The organism is Actinoallomurus vinaceus, assembly GCF_039542055.1.
In the GTDB taxonomy this organism is placed as follows: Bacteria; Actinomycetota; Actinomycetes; order Streptosporangiales; family Streptosporangiaceae; genus Actinoallomurus; species Actinoallomurus vinaceus.
In genome coordinates, this window is record NZ_BAABHK010000002.1 from 812,566 (window position 1) to 826,556 (window position 13,991).

At 72.5% G+C, this 13,991-nt stretch carries 10 protein-coding genes; 5 read left to right on the plus strand and 5 right to left on the minus strand.

Annotated features, from left to right (window positions below; translation table 11 throughout):
- Positions 1 to 24 precede the first annotated feature (24 nt).
- On the plus strand, positions 25 to 4,320 hold the full coding sequence (locus tag ABEA24_RS09565; RefSeq protein WP_345430328.1) for a cation-translocating P-type ATPase: 4,296 nt from the start codon (positions 25 to 27) through the stop codon (positions 4,318 to 4,320).
- 7 nt (positions 4,321 to 4,327) lie between these two features.
- On the opposite strand, the gene ABEA24_RS09570 is transcribed toward ABEA24_RS09565, so the two are convergent.
- Positions 4,328 to 6,058 carry a PucR family transcriptional regulator gene (locus tag ABEA24_RS09570; protein ID WP_345430329.1) on the minus strand — a complete coding sequence of 577 codons (1,731 nt, stop codon included), beginning with the start codon at positions 6,056 to 6,058 and terminating at the stop codon, positions 4,328 to 4,330.
- 133 nt (positions 6,059 to 6,191) lie between these two features.
- Here ABEA24_RS09570 and ABEA24_RS09575 point away from each other — a divergent pair, with 133 nt between their 5' ends.
- Together ABEA24_RS09575 and ABEA24_RS09580 are read left to right on the plus strand one after the other, a co-directional pair.
- A complete protein-coding gene (locus ABEA24_RS09575; protein WP_345430330.1) occupies positions 6,192 to 7,031 on the plus strand; it encodes a maleylpyruvate isomerase family mycothiol-dependent enzyme in 840 nt (279 codons plus the stop codon).
- A gap of 12 nt (positions 7,032 to 7,043) precedes the next feature.
- Positions 7,044 to 7,868 (plus strand): alpha/beta hydrolase, encoded by an 825-nt coding sequence (locus ABEA24_RS09580; RefSeq protein ID WP_345430331.1) that lies wholly within the window; start codon positions 7,044 to 7,046, stop codon positions 7,866 to 7,868.
- Between the two features lie 9 nt (positions 7,869 to 7,877).
- On the opposite strand, the gene ABEA24_RS09585 is transcribed toward ABEA24_RS09580, so the two are convergent.
- Positions 7,878 to 8,663 (minus strand): SAM-dependent methyltransferase, encoded by a 786-nt coding sequence (locus tag ABEA24_RS09585; RefSeq protein ID WP_345430332.1) that lies wholly within the window; start codon positions 8,661 to 8,663, stop codon positions 7,878 to 7,880.
- 469 nt (positions 8,664 to 9,132) lie between these two features.
- Here ABEA24_RS09585 and ABEA24_RS09590 point away from each other — a divergent pair, with 469 nt between their 5' ends.
- Positions 9,133 to 9,228 (plus strand): DUF397 domain-containing protein, encoded by a 96-nt coding sequence (locus ABEA24_RS09590; RefSeq protein WP_345430333.1) that lies wholly within the window; start codon positions 9,133 to 9,135, stop codon positions 9,226 to 9,228.
- Between the two features lie 82 nt (positions 9,229 to 9,310).
- Positions 9,311 to 9,619 (plus strand): protein kinase family protein, encoded by a 309-nt coding sequence (locus ABEA24_RS09595; protein WP_345430335.1) that lies wholly within the window; start codon positions 9,311 to 9,313, stop codon positions 9,617 to 9,619.
- Here the strand turns inward: ABEA24_RS09595 and ABEA24_RS09600 are convergent.
- From ABEA24_RS09600 to ABEA24_RS09610, 3 genes are all read right to left on the minus strand, one after another.
- Positions 9,616 to 10,179, minus strand: coding sequence for a dihydrofolate reductase family protein (locus tag ABEA24_RS09600; RefSeq protein ID WP_345430336.1), 564 nt, complete (start codon positions 10,177 to 10,179; stop codon positions 9,616 to 9,618). The two genes, ABEA24_RS09595 and ABEA24_RS09600, sit on opposite strands and share 4 nt — an antisense overlap.
- A 272-nt stretch (positions 10,180 to 10,451) precedes the next feature.
- Positions 10,452 to 11,135 (minus strand): alpha/beta hydrolase, encoded by a 684-nt coding sequence (locus tag ABEA24_RS09605; RefSeq protein WP_345430337.1) that lies wholly within the window; start codon positions 11,133 to 11,135, stop codon positions 10,452 to 10,454.
- 68 nt (positions 11,136 to 11,203) lie between these two features.
- Positions 11,204 to 13,954 (minus strand): helix-turn-helix transcriptional regulator, encoded by a 2,751-nt coding sequence (locus ABEA24_RS09610; RefSeq protein ID WP_345430338.1) that lies wholly within the window; start codon positions 13,952 to 13,954, stop codon positions 11,204 to 11,206.
- Positions 13,955 to 13,991 lie beyond the last annotated feature (37 nt).

Sequence of the window (13,991 nt, forward strand, 5' to 3'; positions counted from 1 at the left end):
GATGACATGGGCGGGTGGGTGGGTGTGATCGGTTCTCTCGGGGGTTCGGCGATGGCGGCCGCGGGATGGTCGCTGCGACTGGCCGGTGGCGGTGTGGCGGCCACCGGGTGCGTGGCCGGGCGTGCCGCCCGCTGGACCGGCCGCGGGGCGGGGACGGGTCGCCGTGCCGTGTCCGAGTGGGGCGGCCGGGTCGTGTCGGCGGTGCTGCCGGCTGCGGGCGGGGCGTGGCGGGTGCCCGCGGCGGCCGGTGAGATGAGGCTACGCGCCGGCGAGATCTTCGTCGCGATGGCCGGAGAACTGCGCGACGTGGGGCTGTACCGGCTTCGGCGGCGGATGTGGTGCCGTGACGGTGAGGCTCATCTGGAGGTCCGCGGGCTGGCGCTCGCCGCTGGGGACGTGCTGGGCGATGAGGTCACCGAGGCTCTCGGCCGGCTGAAGGGCGTGCATTGGGCCGAGATCAACGCCGTCACTCAGCAGGTTCTCGTCTCATTCGACGAGGACCACGTGGATCTTGAGGCGATCCTCGGCACCATCGAGGCGGTTGAAGAGGAACACGAGGCACAGGCGCAGCCTTTTTCACGCTCAAAACCGGAGATTCCCGGTGACCGGTCGCCGGAGTACGCGGCGACCGTGGCGCTCGCCTCCGGCCTGGCCGGAATGGTGCTGGCCACCGCGGGCCGGGTGAGCCTGCGTACGCTGCCGTCCCAGGCGATACGGCTGCCGATCGTGTTGGCCGAATCCCAGCCGCGGTTGCGCGCCGCGCTGGAGGGCCGGCTCGGTAGGACGCACTCGGACCTACTGTTCCAGCTTGTCGATTCCGCTGCCTACGTCGCCACCGCCGATCCGTTCCCGCTGGCGGTGGACGTGGCCGCACGTGCGCTGGGCCTGATGGAGGCACGATCACGACGGCTGGTCTGGGAACGACGGGCACTGGAACTGCGCGCGTATCAGTCCGTGCCGATCGCCGCATCGCGCCCGGCCCGCCCGGTGCCGCTGCCGCCCGGCCCGATCGAGAAGACCAGCGAGCGATCCTCGCTCGCCGCGCTGGCCGCCGCAGGCGGCGTGCTCGCCTGGACCCGGGATGCCGGTAAGGCCGCGGACCTGCTGCTCGGGACGGTGCCGAAGGCGGCCCGGACCGGCCGTGAGGGGTTCGCCGCGATGCTCTGCCACGAGCTGAGCCGGGCGGGGATACTGCCGATGAACACCTCCGCGCTCCGCCACCTGGACCGTGTCTCGACGGTGGTCATCGACTCGGTGGTGCTCGCCGGCGACGGTGAACCGGATCCGCTGGCCGACGCGCTGATCGGGGCGGCGCGATCCGGTGGACTTCGGGTGCTCTTGACCGAGCATCCGGCCGTCGCCGAATTCGCCTCCTGCGCGGATGAGACGGTACCGGCCGGGGCGGAAGTCGCCGACCGGGTCCGCCGGCTGCAGGCGGAGGGGCATTGCGTGCTGGTGATCAGTGACCGCGACGGCGCGGCCCTGGCCGCCGCGGATGTCGGGGTCGCCGTGCTGCGCGGGCCGTGGGTGTGCTGGTCCGCCGATCTCATCTGCGGTTCGGGTCTGGAGCAGGCCTGGCGGGTTCTGCGGAGCGTTCAGGTGGCACGGCAGGTCAGCGAACGATCCGCCAGGTTGGCGGTCGGCGGTGGCGCCTTGGGAGCGTTGCTCGCGGCATCGGGCCGGCGGCGTACCCGGGCCGGGCTCGCCCCCGCCCACAGCGCCGCGGGCGTCGCCGTTCTCAGCGGCGCGATCAGCGCCCGGCGGCTGGCCCGGTCCCCCGTACCCGAACCGGCACCACGAGGCCGTTGGCACGAGATGGCCGCCGAGCAGGTACTTCACCGGCTCAGCGAAACCGCCACCGCGGATGGGGAACGCGACCGCGAGAGGACGCGGTCCGTCGGGCTGACGGCACAGCTCGCTCACGCGGTGAGCGGGGAACTACGGGACCCGTTGACGCCGGTGCTGGCGCTGGGGGCGGCGGCCTCGGCGATCGTCGGATCGGGCGTCGACGCCGCGCTGGTCGGCGGGGTGATGGCGGGGAACGCGGTGATCGGCGGGCTGCAACGGGTCCGCGCCGAACGTGCCCTGCGATCCCTGCTGCTCGGTGAGCGGTTGCCCGCGCGGCTCATCACCGAAGACGGGTCCGTCCGGTCCGTGCCCGCCGATCGGCTCAGACCTGGAGACGTCATCAGTCTGCACGGCTCCGATGTCGTCCCGGCGGATGTGCGGCTGCTGGAGTGTGAGTTCCTGGAGGTCGACGAGGCCACCATCACCGGCGAGTCACTGCCCGTGCCCAAGGACCCTGCTGCCACCCCCGGTGCCGATCTGGCGGATCGGTCCTGCATGCTGTACGAGGGCACGACGATCATCACCGGAAGGGCACGCGGAGTGGTCGTCGCGGCCGGTTCGGCCACCGAGGCGGGCAGAGCCGCGTCGGCCGTCGGCGATGGGACGCAGCCGATCGGTGTGCAGGCACGTTTGGGAGAACTGACCCGCATCACCATGCCCACGGCCGGAATCGCGGGCGCCGCGGTGACCGCGCTGTCGCTGGCCCATCACGTGCCGGTCCGGCAGGCGATCGCCTCCGGTGTCGCGATCGCCGTCGCCGCCGTTCCCGAAGGGCTGCCGCTGGTCGCGACGGTGTCCCAGCTGGCGGCGGCACGGCGGCTGTCCAAGCACGGGATCCTGGTGCGGTCGCCGCGGACCCTCGAGGCGCTCGGCCGCGTCGACACCTTCTGTTTCGACAAGACCGGCACCCTCACCGAAGGCAGACTCACCCTCGCCCGCCTCGCCGACATCGACCGGGAACTGCGCGAGGACGACGACCACGGGCGTCATCTGCTGCGCACCGCCGCCCGCGCCTGCCCCAAGGCCGAGGACGTGATCATCCACGCCACCGACCGGGCCATCGTGGAGCGGGCCGGTGAGCGGCTCGGCCCGGATGAGGACTGGCAGCTGTCGTGGGAGATCCCGTTCGAGACGAACCGGGGATACGCCGCGTCGTTCGGCACGGACTCTCCCGGCCCTGCCCTGGCCGTCAAGGGGGCACCGGAGGTGATCCTCGGCCGCTGCACCCGAGACCATCACGGCCGGCCAATGACGCCGGACCGGTTGCTGGCCGCCACCGCCCGGATCGAGAGCCTCGCCGCCGACGGGCTGCGGGTCATCGCCGTCGCCGAGAGCCATCCCCACGGTGAACCCCCGCCGTGCGACATCGACGCGCTCGCCCAGGAGCTGAGCCTGCTCGGATTCGTCGCGATCGCCGATCTGCCGCGGCCCACCGCGTCGGCGACGATCGAGCGGCTCACGCAGGCAGGTGTCCGGATCACGTTGATCACCGGTGATCACCCGGCCACCGCCACGGCCGTCGCCCGGCAGCTGGGCATTCCCGACGGCGATGCGGTCCTCACCGGAGCCGAACTCGACCGGCTCTCAGAACAGCAGCGACTCGACCGGGTGCGCCGCACGAGCGTGTTCGCCCGGGTCTCACCCGAACACAAGGTCCGTATCGTGCAGGCATTGCAGCAGGCCGGGCACGTCGTGGCGATGACCGGGGACGGCGCGAACGACGCGGCGGCGATCCGGCTCGCCGACGTCGGAATCGGTATGGCCGCCAGGTCGTCCACGGCCGCGCGCGGCGCCGCCGACCTGGTGCTCACCGACTCCGACCCGCTCCGCCTCATCGAAGCGCTCGCCGAGGGACGCGCACTGTGGAGCCGGGTACGCGACGCGGTGTCGATCCTGGTGGGCGGTAACGCCGGGGAGGTCGCCTTCACACTCCTCGGCACCGCGATCGGCGGCAGAGCCCCCCTCAACACCCGGCAACTGCTGTTGGTGAACATGCTCACCGACATGCTGCCGGCCCTCGCCGTCGCGCTCGGAACCGACGATCGTTCGCCTGGCGGACATGGCGACGGCATCCTCGCCGCCGGTCCGGTCACCTTGTCCGGAGCCGACCTGGCACGCACCCTCGCCACCCGCGGAGGCGCCACCGCTCTCGGTGCGAGCCTCGCGTGGTACGCGGGCCGTCTCACCGGCCGATCGCGCCGGGCCGACACCATGGGCCTGGCGGCACTGGTGAGCACCCAACTGGGCCAGACCCTGATCATCGGACGAGGCAATCCGTTCGTCCTGGTCACGTGTGTCGCCTCCGCCGCGGTGCTGGTCGGCATCGTTGAGACGCCCGGCGTCAGCCACTTCTTCGGCTGCACGCCGCTCGGCCCGATCGGCTGGGGAACCGTCGCCGCGTCCTCGGCCGCCGGCACGGCGGCCGCCGCCATCGCGCCCCGGATACTCCCGATGGCCGAAGCCGGGCGCTGACTCGGGATCAGGCGCCCGTCGCGCGCTGGCCCTCGTGGGCGAGGAGGGCGACGTACAGGGAGGTGAGGCGCTCCCAGTCCTCCAGGTCGATGCCGAGCAGCGCCTCGATGCGCTGCAGACGGCGGTAGAGCGTGGGGCGGCTGACGTGGAGCGCCTGAGCGGCGAGGGACTTGTTGCGTCCGGTCTCCATGTAGGTGCGCAGGACGCCGAGCAGCGACGGCTCGCGCAGCAGTGGGCCGAGTTCGCGTTCGATGAAGGCCTGGAGCTCCGGATCGTCCCGTAGCAGGCGCACCAGCCCGCGCAGGCGTACGTCGCCGAGCCGCGCCACGGGACCCTCCGGCGGCGCGGCCACGGCCGCGTCGGCGACGTGGACCGCCTCGACGAAGGACCGGCGCACCTCGTCCAGCACCGAGCAGGCGAAGCCGGCGCCCAGCACGGCTCTGCGGCCGCGGGAGTTCAGGGCCTCCCGGATGCGCACCGCGACACGGCACACGGCGGCGTCGGAGTCCTCACCGTACGAGATGCTCAGCAGGGCGGCCGTGCTCTCCTGGCCGATCCGCGCGACGAGCCCGGCCACCTCGGGGACCTCCGACACGGCCCGCTCGATCAGTTCCGGGACACCGTCGTGCTCCGTCTCGCCGGGCCCGTCGGCGAGGAGCCGGACCACCAGAGGAACGAACGTCCGGCGGTTCACCGGCAGGCCGGCGGCCCGTACGCGGGTGACCAACTGCTCGGGCCGGGCCGAGCCGGAGGCCAGGTCCAGCAGCAGCGCCTCCGCTGCCTGCGCCTCCCAGCCGTGGTCGCGGTCGCCGAGCAGGCGGTGCATGGCCAGAGCCTCGGCCGCCCGCATGCCCAGCACGAGGCCGAACTCGTCGGAGCCGGCGTAGCCGAAGAACACCAGACGCCCCCACCGCCGGCCACGGGCCTCCAGGGAGACCACGATCCACCCGTCGGGTTCGACGGTGACCGGTCCGCTCCCGGCGAGCTCGGCGACCTGCCGGGACACACGGTCCCAGTCGCGGAGCAGTTCGCTGAGCGACGCCTTGTCGCCGGCCGAGGCGAGGACCCGCTGCGCGAGGTTGACCAGCACGACGGGACAACCGCCGTAGCAGGCGATCTCGTCGAGCAGCTGCTGCAACGTCGCGCCGGAGAGATTCAGGGCGGTGAGAGAGGACCGGATCCGGTCGGACAGGTCCAGCGTGGCGAACCGGCCGTGGAGCAGGCGCGAGTGGACCTCCTCCGTCAGCCGGACGAACGGCGCCGGCCGGTGCAGGACGATCAGCGGCACCCCGCAGCGCTCGGCCGCCCGGCGCATGGCCTCCGGCGTGGTCCGGAACGCCCTGCCGAGGCCGAGCACGACCGCAGCGACGTCGGCGCGGCGCATCGACTCGATGTACTCCGTCTGGACCCGCTCGTCGTCGGCCAGCAGCAGGCCGGTGGTCAGCACCATCTCCCCGCCGGTGAGCATCACGGCGACGTCGGCGGCCTCGGCGACGTGCAGCCAGCGGACCGGCCGGTCGAGGTGCGCCGCGCCCGCCACGACCTCCGGCCCCCACGTCGCGACGAAGTCCAGCCCCAGGATGTCGCGGACCGTGAGCCGGGCGGCCCCCGTCTCCGGCGGACCGGCCTCCGGCGACCCGCCGCCCCAGGCCATGGCGTTCGCCCTCCGCACGTCGCCGTCGCGGCCGGCCGGCAGCGACGCGGGACGAACGTGCTCGACGTCCCGGCGCGCGTTCATGTGCCGATGTTACGTGGTCTCCCTCCCCCCGCCGGAGATCTCCGGGACTCCGTTCCTGAGGCGGGAAGGCCTTGGTGACATGATGGCTTCCGCGATGCCCCCGTACGATCACAATGCCGTTGGGAGACCGAGGATGACAGAGCGGGCCGACCGGAACATCGAGGCGCTGCGCACCGGCCACGACCTGCTCGCCGCCCGCGTACGCGGGTTCGGCGAGGCCGACCTCACCCGCCCGTCGGGAGCGTCCGAGTGGGACGTCTCCCAGGTGCTGAGCCACCTGGGCAGCGGCGCCGAGATCTTCCTCGCCGTGCTCGACGGCGCGCTGAGCGGCGAGGGCCATCCCGGCGGGGAGTTCGCCCAGACCGTCTGGGCGCGGTGGGACGCCATGTCGCCCACCGAACGGGCCGAGGCGTTCGTGCGCTCGAACGACGTGCTCGTCACCCGCTACGAGGAGCTCGACGCCGCGACCAGGAAAGAGCTGCGCATCGACATGGGGTTCATGCCGGTCCCGGTGGACGTCGCCACCGCGACGGGCCTGCGCCTCAGCGAGTTCACCCATCACACGTGGGATATCGAGGTCGCGTTCGACCCCGGGGCGACCCTGTCGCCGGAGGGCACCGACCTGCTGATCGACCACGCCGGCATGCTTGTCGGCTTCCTCGGCAAGGCCGACGCGCTCGGGGGCCGCCAGGTGACCCTCGCGATCCGGACGACCGCCCCGGAGCGAGAGTTCGGCCTCGACGTGCGCGACCCGGTGGCGCTCGCGGAGCGAGGGTCGGACCAGGAGACCCGTCCCGCGGTCGCGCTCGTGGAGTCCCCCGACCGGCCCGACGGGGTCCTCACCGCTCCCGGAGAGTGGTGGCTGCGCCTCGTCACCGGCCGGCACGCCCCCGCGCACACGCCGGACTCGGTCGCACTCACCTCGGACGCGATCACGCTCGACGACCTGCGCCGGGTGTTCCCGGGCTTCTAGAAAGGGCATCCCGTGCGTCCGTCCTCCGACGTCCTGACCCGTTCGGCGCCCGATCCGGACGCGACGGTGGCCTACGGGCGCCTGCCGGACCAGGTCGCCGACCTGCGGTTCCCTCGGGATGGCGCTGCGCGCGCCCCGCTGGTGATCATCGTGCACGGTGGTTTCTGGCGTTCCCGGTTCGACCGGGCGCACACCGGCCCGATGGCCGACGACCTGGCCTCCCGCGGCTTCGCCACCGCCGCGATCGAGTACCGCCGCGTCGGTCAGGACGGCGGCGGCTGGCCGGGCACCTTCGACGACGTCGCCCGCGCCGTCGACACCGTGCCGGCACTCGCGGCCGAGGCCGTCCCGGGCGGGATCGGCGACGTCGTGCTGCTCGGCCATTCCGCAGGAGGGCACCTCGCTCTGTGGGCCGCCTCCCGCGCACGCCTGCCCGCGTCGGCCCCCTGGCACCTGGCCAAGCCTCCTGCCGTACGCGGCGTCGTCGCGCTGGCTCCCGTGGCCGCCCTCGCCGTGGCGTCGGAGCTGGGCCTGAGCAACGGCGCCGCCGACGAACTGCTGGGCGGCCCGGCGGCCGGGCTCCCCGAACGCACCGCGCTCGCCGACCCGTCGGCGCTGCTGCCCTCCTCGATCCCGTCCGTGCTGGTCCACGGGTCGGCGGACGAGGCTGTCCCGGTCGAGCAGTCACGGGCGTACGCGAGCGCGGCCCGGGCGGCGGGAGACGACTGCACCCTCGACGAGCTGCCCGGCGTCGGTCACTTCGCGGTGATCGACCCGCTCACGGACGCCTGGCCCGCCGTGCTCGGCGCGCTGTCCCGCCTCCTGGGAACCAGGTGACCGTGGTGGTCAGGCGTTCTTGCGGGCGACGCCGGCGAGCAGCTTCCCGCCTTCGACGAGCGGCTCGTCAGCCCGCCACTTGAAGATGTCGACCACGCCGGGCTTCAGGAGTTCCAGTCCGTCGAAGAAGCGCTCGATCCGCGCCCGGGAGCGCAACGTGAGCCCGGACGTCACACCGGTGTAGCTCCCAGTGATCGCTTCGACCTCCTCATCGGAGAACCCCTCCGAGGAGGTGGTGCTCATGACCAGGTGACTGCCGGGCGCCATCCGGGCGCGCAGCGCCGCGAGGACGCCGTCCGGGTCCTCCTCGTCGGAGACGAAGTGCAGGACCGCCAGGCACAGCACGCCGACCGGCCGGTCGAAGTCGATGAGCTCCCGCACCTCGGGGTGGTCCAGGATCTGCTGCGGCCGCCGGACGTCGCCCTCGATCGCGGCGACGCCCTCAGGCCGGGCCCGCAGCGCCCGGTTGTGCGCCATCACGATCGGGTCGTGGTCGACGTACACCACGCGGGCGTCCGGGTGGATCCGCCGCGCCACCTCGTGCACGTTGGGCGAGGTGGGGATGCCGGTGCCGAGGTCGATGAACTGCCGGACCCCCGCCTCCGCCAGCACGCGGACCGCCCGGACCATGAAGCGACGGTTCCCCTGCGCCATGGCCTTGGCGCTGGGCGACGCCTCCAGCAGCCGCGCCGCCGCCTCCCGGTCCGCCGCGAAGTTGTCCTTGCCGTCCAGCAGGAAGTCATAGATCCGCGCGGTGCTCGGAGTGGTCACATCGATGGCGCTGCCTTCGCTCACCCCTTCATGATCGCCCAGTTCCGCACATGCCGTGATCATTTTCGCGCAACCGGCCCTGACGCGAGACGGCCGGCCCGGGCGTTCCCGGCCGTTCCGGCGCAGTCCAGTGCGGTGGCGTCTGTCCAGCTCAGTCGGCGTCTTGAGGGTCCTGGCCTGGCTGAACTGCCGGCCGTACGCGCCGCCGAGACCGAGTGGCTGCAACTCGAGTGCGGGAGCGTCGTCGCCATCCCGTGGAACGCTCACCTGACGGCGACCGGCCAAGCACCGCCCGGCGAGGGCCGAGGCCGCCCTTCCGCCTTTGCCGCCGCTATTGACCCGCGAACGCGGACGAACCAGGCACCGCACCGTCCATGCCGACGCGATGGGACAGGCGTAGCACGGTTCGTTTTACGGTTCGACGAGATCGGAGCAGACGCCCTGTCCGGTCGGCATCCCGGGACCTGATCAAGCGAGTCATGGAGGAGATCAGATGATCGACTTCCGCAAGTCCACCTATAGCGGCGGATCAAACACGGACTGCGTTGAGGTGGCAGTCGGTAGCCGCGACGAGATCGAGCAAGCCTGACCCTCCCTGATTTACGGCCTCCGGCGTGTGCGGCCGTGCAGCCCCCGCTTCGGCGGGGGCTTTGGTCGGGGAAGGTTACCGGTTGCGGGAGCGGCTGGCGGTCGGTGGCGTGGGCGAGGTCTGGCGGGCCGAGGGGGCCGTGCTCGATCGTTGCGTGGCCGTCAAGCTGCTGCGGCCGGAGCACGCCGACAACGAGGAGTACCGGGAGAGGCTGCGGTTGGAAGGTCGTCACCTGGCCGCCCGGTCCCATCCGCGACTCGCCGGCGTGTACGACTACGGGGACGGCCCGGGATCTGGTGCGGGCGCTGACCGTCAAGGATCCGGCGGCGCGGCCGGACGCCCCGGCCGTCGCCGTATGGGCCCGGCGGCTGCTCAACGACGAGCCGGCTAGCGCGTCACGCGGTAGCGGAGGTAGACGACTCTCGAGCTGAAGGTGCGGGTCTCCACGAGCTCGAGATCCACCCGGCGCTCGCGCTGGGGAAAGAACGGAACGCCACCGCCGACCAGCACCGGGTAGACCCTGGCCCGGTACTCGTCGATCAGACCCAACGCGGCCGCCTCGGCGGCGAGAGTCGCGCCGCCGATCGCGATGTCGCCCTCCCCCGGCTCGGCTCGCAACCGCTCGATCTCCTCCGCCAGGCCGCCGGAGGCCAGGCGGGCATTGCCCTGCACCGCCGACAGCGTGGTGGAGAACACCACCTTTGGGAGCGGCTTCCAGATCGCGGTCCATTCGAGCATTGAGTCGTCGAGCGATGGATCCTGGTCGGCGGTCTCCCAGTACAGCATCGTCTCGTACAGCCGCCGTCCCAACAGGTGGACGCCGACCTCTCGTATCTCGTCGATCCAGGAGCGAAAGACCTCCTCATCGGGCGCCGTCCAGTCGAAGCCGCCGTCCGGCCCGACGATGTAGCCGTCAAGTGAGACGCCCATCGAATAGGTCACACTGCGCATCAGAAGTCCTCCTCGGTAACGGGTTCGACAGTACGACCGCCGGACGCCGCAGGACTCATCGCGGCTCGGAGGATCCCCTGGGCCGGGTACCTCACGAGATCATTTCATAGGAAAATCGCACTGACCTGGGCAGAAGCCGCCGCACCGGACTACGCGGGAACGGCCGGGAATGCCCAGGCCGGCCGTAGGTCGGTTGTGGTCCTTGCCGTCCAGCAGGAAGCCTGGGCCGCCCGGCGGGCGAGGACGCCGGGCGGCCGGAGGTCAGTTCGCGATCACTCGGCGGCCTGCTTGATGAGGGCGGCGACCGCGGCGGGCTGGGACAGGTAGACCGAGTGGCTGCCGGGGCTCTCCGCCGTTACCGAGCCGGCGCGCTCCGACATCGCACGTTGCGCCGGCGGGGGGATCATCTTGTCGTCGGCGGCGATCAGGTACCAGCTGGGCTTGTGCCGCCAGGCCGGCTCGCTCACCGTTCCGGCCAGCGCGTCCACGCCCCAGGGGACCTGGGAGTCGGCCATGAACGCGGCCTGCTCGGCGGGCAGGTCGCCGGCGAAGGAGGCGGGGAACTTCTCGCGGTCCAGGTAGAGGAAGCCGTCGGCGGGCGGCAGGATCGGCGGGACCGGGGCGCCGGGCGGCGGGTCGGCGATCAGGGTGTTCACCGACTCGCCCTTGTCCGGCGCGAACGCCGCGATGTAGACCAGCGACGCCACCTTGTCGTGGGAGCCGGCCTCGGTGATGACCACGCCGCCGTAGGAGTGGCCGACCAACACGACCGGGCCGTCCTGGGCGTCGATGACCCGCCGGGTCACGGCGACATCGTCCTCCAGGGACAGGGTCGGGTTCTGCACGACGGCGACGTTGAAGCCGTCCTGCCGCAGCAGGTTGTAGACGCCCTGCCAGCCTGACCCGTCCACGAATCCGCCGTGGACCAGGACGACGTTGCGCACGCCTGCACTCATGGGAGATCTCCTTCACAGAAGAGGGGGTGACGTACAGGCGACGTTAGGCCGCTGCGAACAACCTCGATTCAGTCATCTGACTTGGATGGGTGGTCGGCCAGCGCGTCGCGGAGGGCGGCGCGGGAGGTGACGCCGAGCTTGGGGAACAGCTGGTACAGGTGGGTCGCCACGGTGCGGGGCGACAGGAACAGCCGTTCGCCGATCTGTTTGTTGGTCAGGCCGGTGGCCGCAAGTCGCGCGATCTCCCACTGCTGGGGCGTGAGGGAGGCCGGGCCGCTGATCTCGGTCTGCCCGACGGACAGGCCGGTGGCCCGCAGCTCGGCGGCGGCGCGTGCCGCCCAGGGGCGGGCGCCCAGTCGCTGGAACGCCTCCAGCGCGCCGGACAGGTGAGCGCGGGCTTCGGTGGTGGCCTTGACACGCCTGAGGCGTTCACCGAACGCGAGCCGGATCCGGGCCAGGTCGAACGGCCAGCGGTCGGCGTCGGGGACCGCCATGGCCTCCTCGAAAAGGACGTGCTCGTGCAGGTCGGGATCGGCCATCGCGGCGGCTCCCGCGGTGACGAGGGCGAGCCGGGGCGAGAGGCCGGGCAGATCCGCATGACGGGCGGCGGCGACGTGGGCGGCGGCCCGCGTGGTGCGGCCGCTGCGCATGGCGGCCTCGGTGAGCTCCATGACCAGCCAGAGCGCCTGCGGTACGTGCGAGGCGAGCTCGCCGACCGGGGTGACCTGGACGGCGTGCCGGTAGGCGTCCTCGAAGTCGCCGCGGCCCAGCGCCATGAGCGTACGGGTGTGCGCCGCGTACCTGTGAACCGCGCGCAGGCGCCGCGGCCCGGCCCATGCGGTCATCTGGTCGGTGAGGCCCCGGGCGACGTCCTCCTGGCCGCGTACGGCGGCAAGCACCGCGCGCAAGAAGATCCCCGGCCACGTCAGCAGCCGATAGCCGTGGGCGTCGCACAGGGCCAGTCCCTCGTCGGTGACCTCCTCCATGTACTCCCACTGTCCGGTGAAGAGGGCATCGTTACCGAGCAGGTACAGCGCCTCGATCGCCGAGGTGACCGCCCCGCCGTCGCGTCCGTCGCGTACGACCCGGCGCAGAGCTCCGCGACAGCCGGCCAGCCGGTCCAGGTAGGAGGCGGCGATCCCGATGCGTACGGCCCTGGCCGGATTGATCTCCTCCTCCAGGCCGGCGATGGCGGCGTCGAGCCTGCCCAGCGTCGGCGCCGCCAGCCGCACGGGATCGGAGAAGGTGCCCCGCAGCACGTCCAGGAGCTCGGGCGTGCTTGGCCTGAGCCGATCGACCGCGGCGTGGAAGGGCGTCCACAGCTCGGTGCGGCCGCCGAAGAAGCACACCATCAGAAGGGTGTACAGAGCTTCGATAAGGGTCTTGTTGCCGGCGTCGCCCGGGTCGTCCAGGCCTTCGATCGCGGCGACCAGCAGGGCGTGCGCGGTATCGGCGTCGCCGTCGCCGTTGAGCAACTGGTAGGCACCGGCGACCGCCACGGACAGCGGCGGCCGCCGCTCGGCCGCGGCGCGTCTGGCGGCCTCCAGGAGGCGGGGCGCGTCCTGCAGGTCGCCGGTCACGATCGACCCGAGATAGGCGGCCTCGGCCAGACGATCGGCGCGACCGGTGCCGCCGGGGCTGAGCTCGGCGGCACGGATCAGCTCGGCGATGGCGCCGACACCGTCGCCGCGGAACAGGTTCGCGTGCGCCACGTCCTGCAGCAGTGCGGCGACGCGCTCGTCGGGCCCCTCGGCGGCCTCTGCCAGGTGCCAGGCGTGGCGTGCCGGCTGATCGGCGAGTCGTTCGGCCAGTTCCCGGTGTGCCTGGCGGCGTTGCTCGATCGTCGACAGCTCCACCACGGCGGCCCGGGTCAGCGGATGGCGGAACATCAACCGGCCGGAGACGACACGTATCAGCCCCGCCCGTTCCGCCGCAGCGATGCCGGAGGTATCACCCTGCACGCCCAGGTCCCCGGTACCGTCCAGCACGGCCAGCAGGAGAAGGCGCCGAGTCTCCTCGGGCAGGCCACCGATCCGCGCGGCGAACACCGCGCGCAGACGACGGCCGAGCGGCAGCACGGCCGGCAGCGCGCCGTGCTGCGGCCCGGCCAGCGCCACCGGCAACTCCAGCAGAGCCAGGGGATTGCCCTGCGCCTCAGCCAACAGCCGTTGGCGTACCCGCGGCGTCAGCGCCGGGAACCGAGCCGCCAGCAGGGCCGCCGCCCCGGCGTCGTCCAGTGGGGGCACTTCCAGTTCCGGTAGGTCACCCCAGCCGGTGAATCCCTCCGGCCCCGACCGCGCCGCGGCGAGCAGCCCGACCCGGTGGCCTGCCAGCCGGCGCGCCACGAAGCCGAGCACGGTGGCGCTGGCCCGATCGAGCCACGGCAGGTCGTCGATCACTACCAGCAAGGGGCGGGCGAGGGCGAGATGGCGTAGCAGCGCCAGCGTCGCACCGGCCACCGTGAGCTGAGCCGGCGCCTCCCCCACTCGCAAGCCCAGGGCCACACCCAACGCCCGCGCATGGACCGGGCTCAACCCGGGCAGCTCGTCCAGGACCGGATCCAGGAGCTGGTGCAGCCCGGCGAAGCTCACCTCGGCCTCGAACTCCGCCCCCATCCCGACCAAGACCCCGACCCCGGCCGCCTTCGCGCGCGCCACGGCGACCTCCAGCAGCGCGGTCTTGCCGACACCGGCCTCCCCGGACAGCAGCAACGCGCCGCCCTCCACAGCCGCCCGCTCGACGAAGGAGCCGACGAACTCGATCTCCTTCTCCCGGCCGATCAGCGACCAAGCCGGATCGCGCCACCCGAAGCCGCCCACCCGCACCTCACTCCCCGCCCGATACTGCCCCAAGGAG

Bases quoted from the DNA above. Each gene is read 5' to 3' on its own strand.
- ABEA24_RS09570 (WP_345430329.1), bottom strand. From the start codon at position 6,058: ATGAACGCGCGCCGGGACGTCGAGCACGTTCGTCCCGCGTCGCTGCCG.
- ABEA24_RS09600 (WP_345430336.1), bottom strand. From the start codon at position 10,179: ATGCGCAGTGTGACCTATTCGATGGGCGTCTCACTTGACGGCTACATC.
- ABEA24_RS09605 (WP_345430337.1), bottom strand. From the start codon at position 11,135: ATGAGTGCAGGCGTGCGCAACGTCGTCCTGGTCCACGGCGGATTCGTG.
- ABEA24_RS09590 (WP_345430333.1), top strand. From the start codon at position 9,133: ATGATCGACTTCCGCAAGTCCACCTATAGCGGCGGATCAAACACGGAC.
- ABEA24_RS09575 (WP_345430330.1), top strand. From the start codon at position 6,192: ATGACAGAGCGGGCCGACCGGAACATCGAGGCGCTGCGCACCGGCCAC.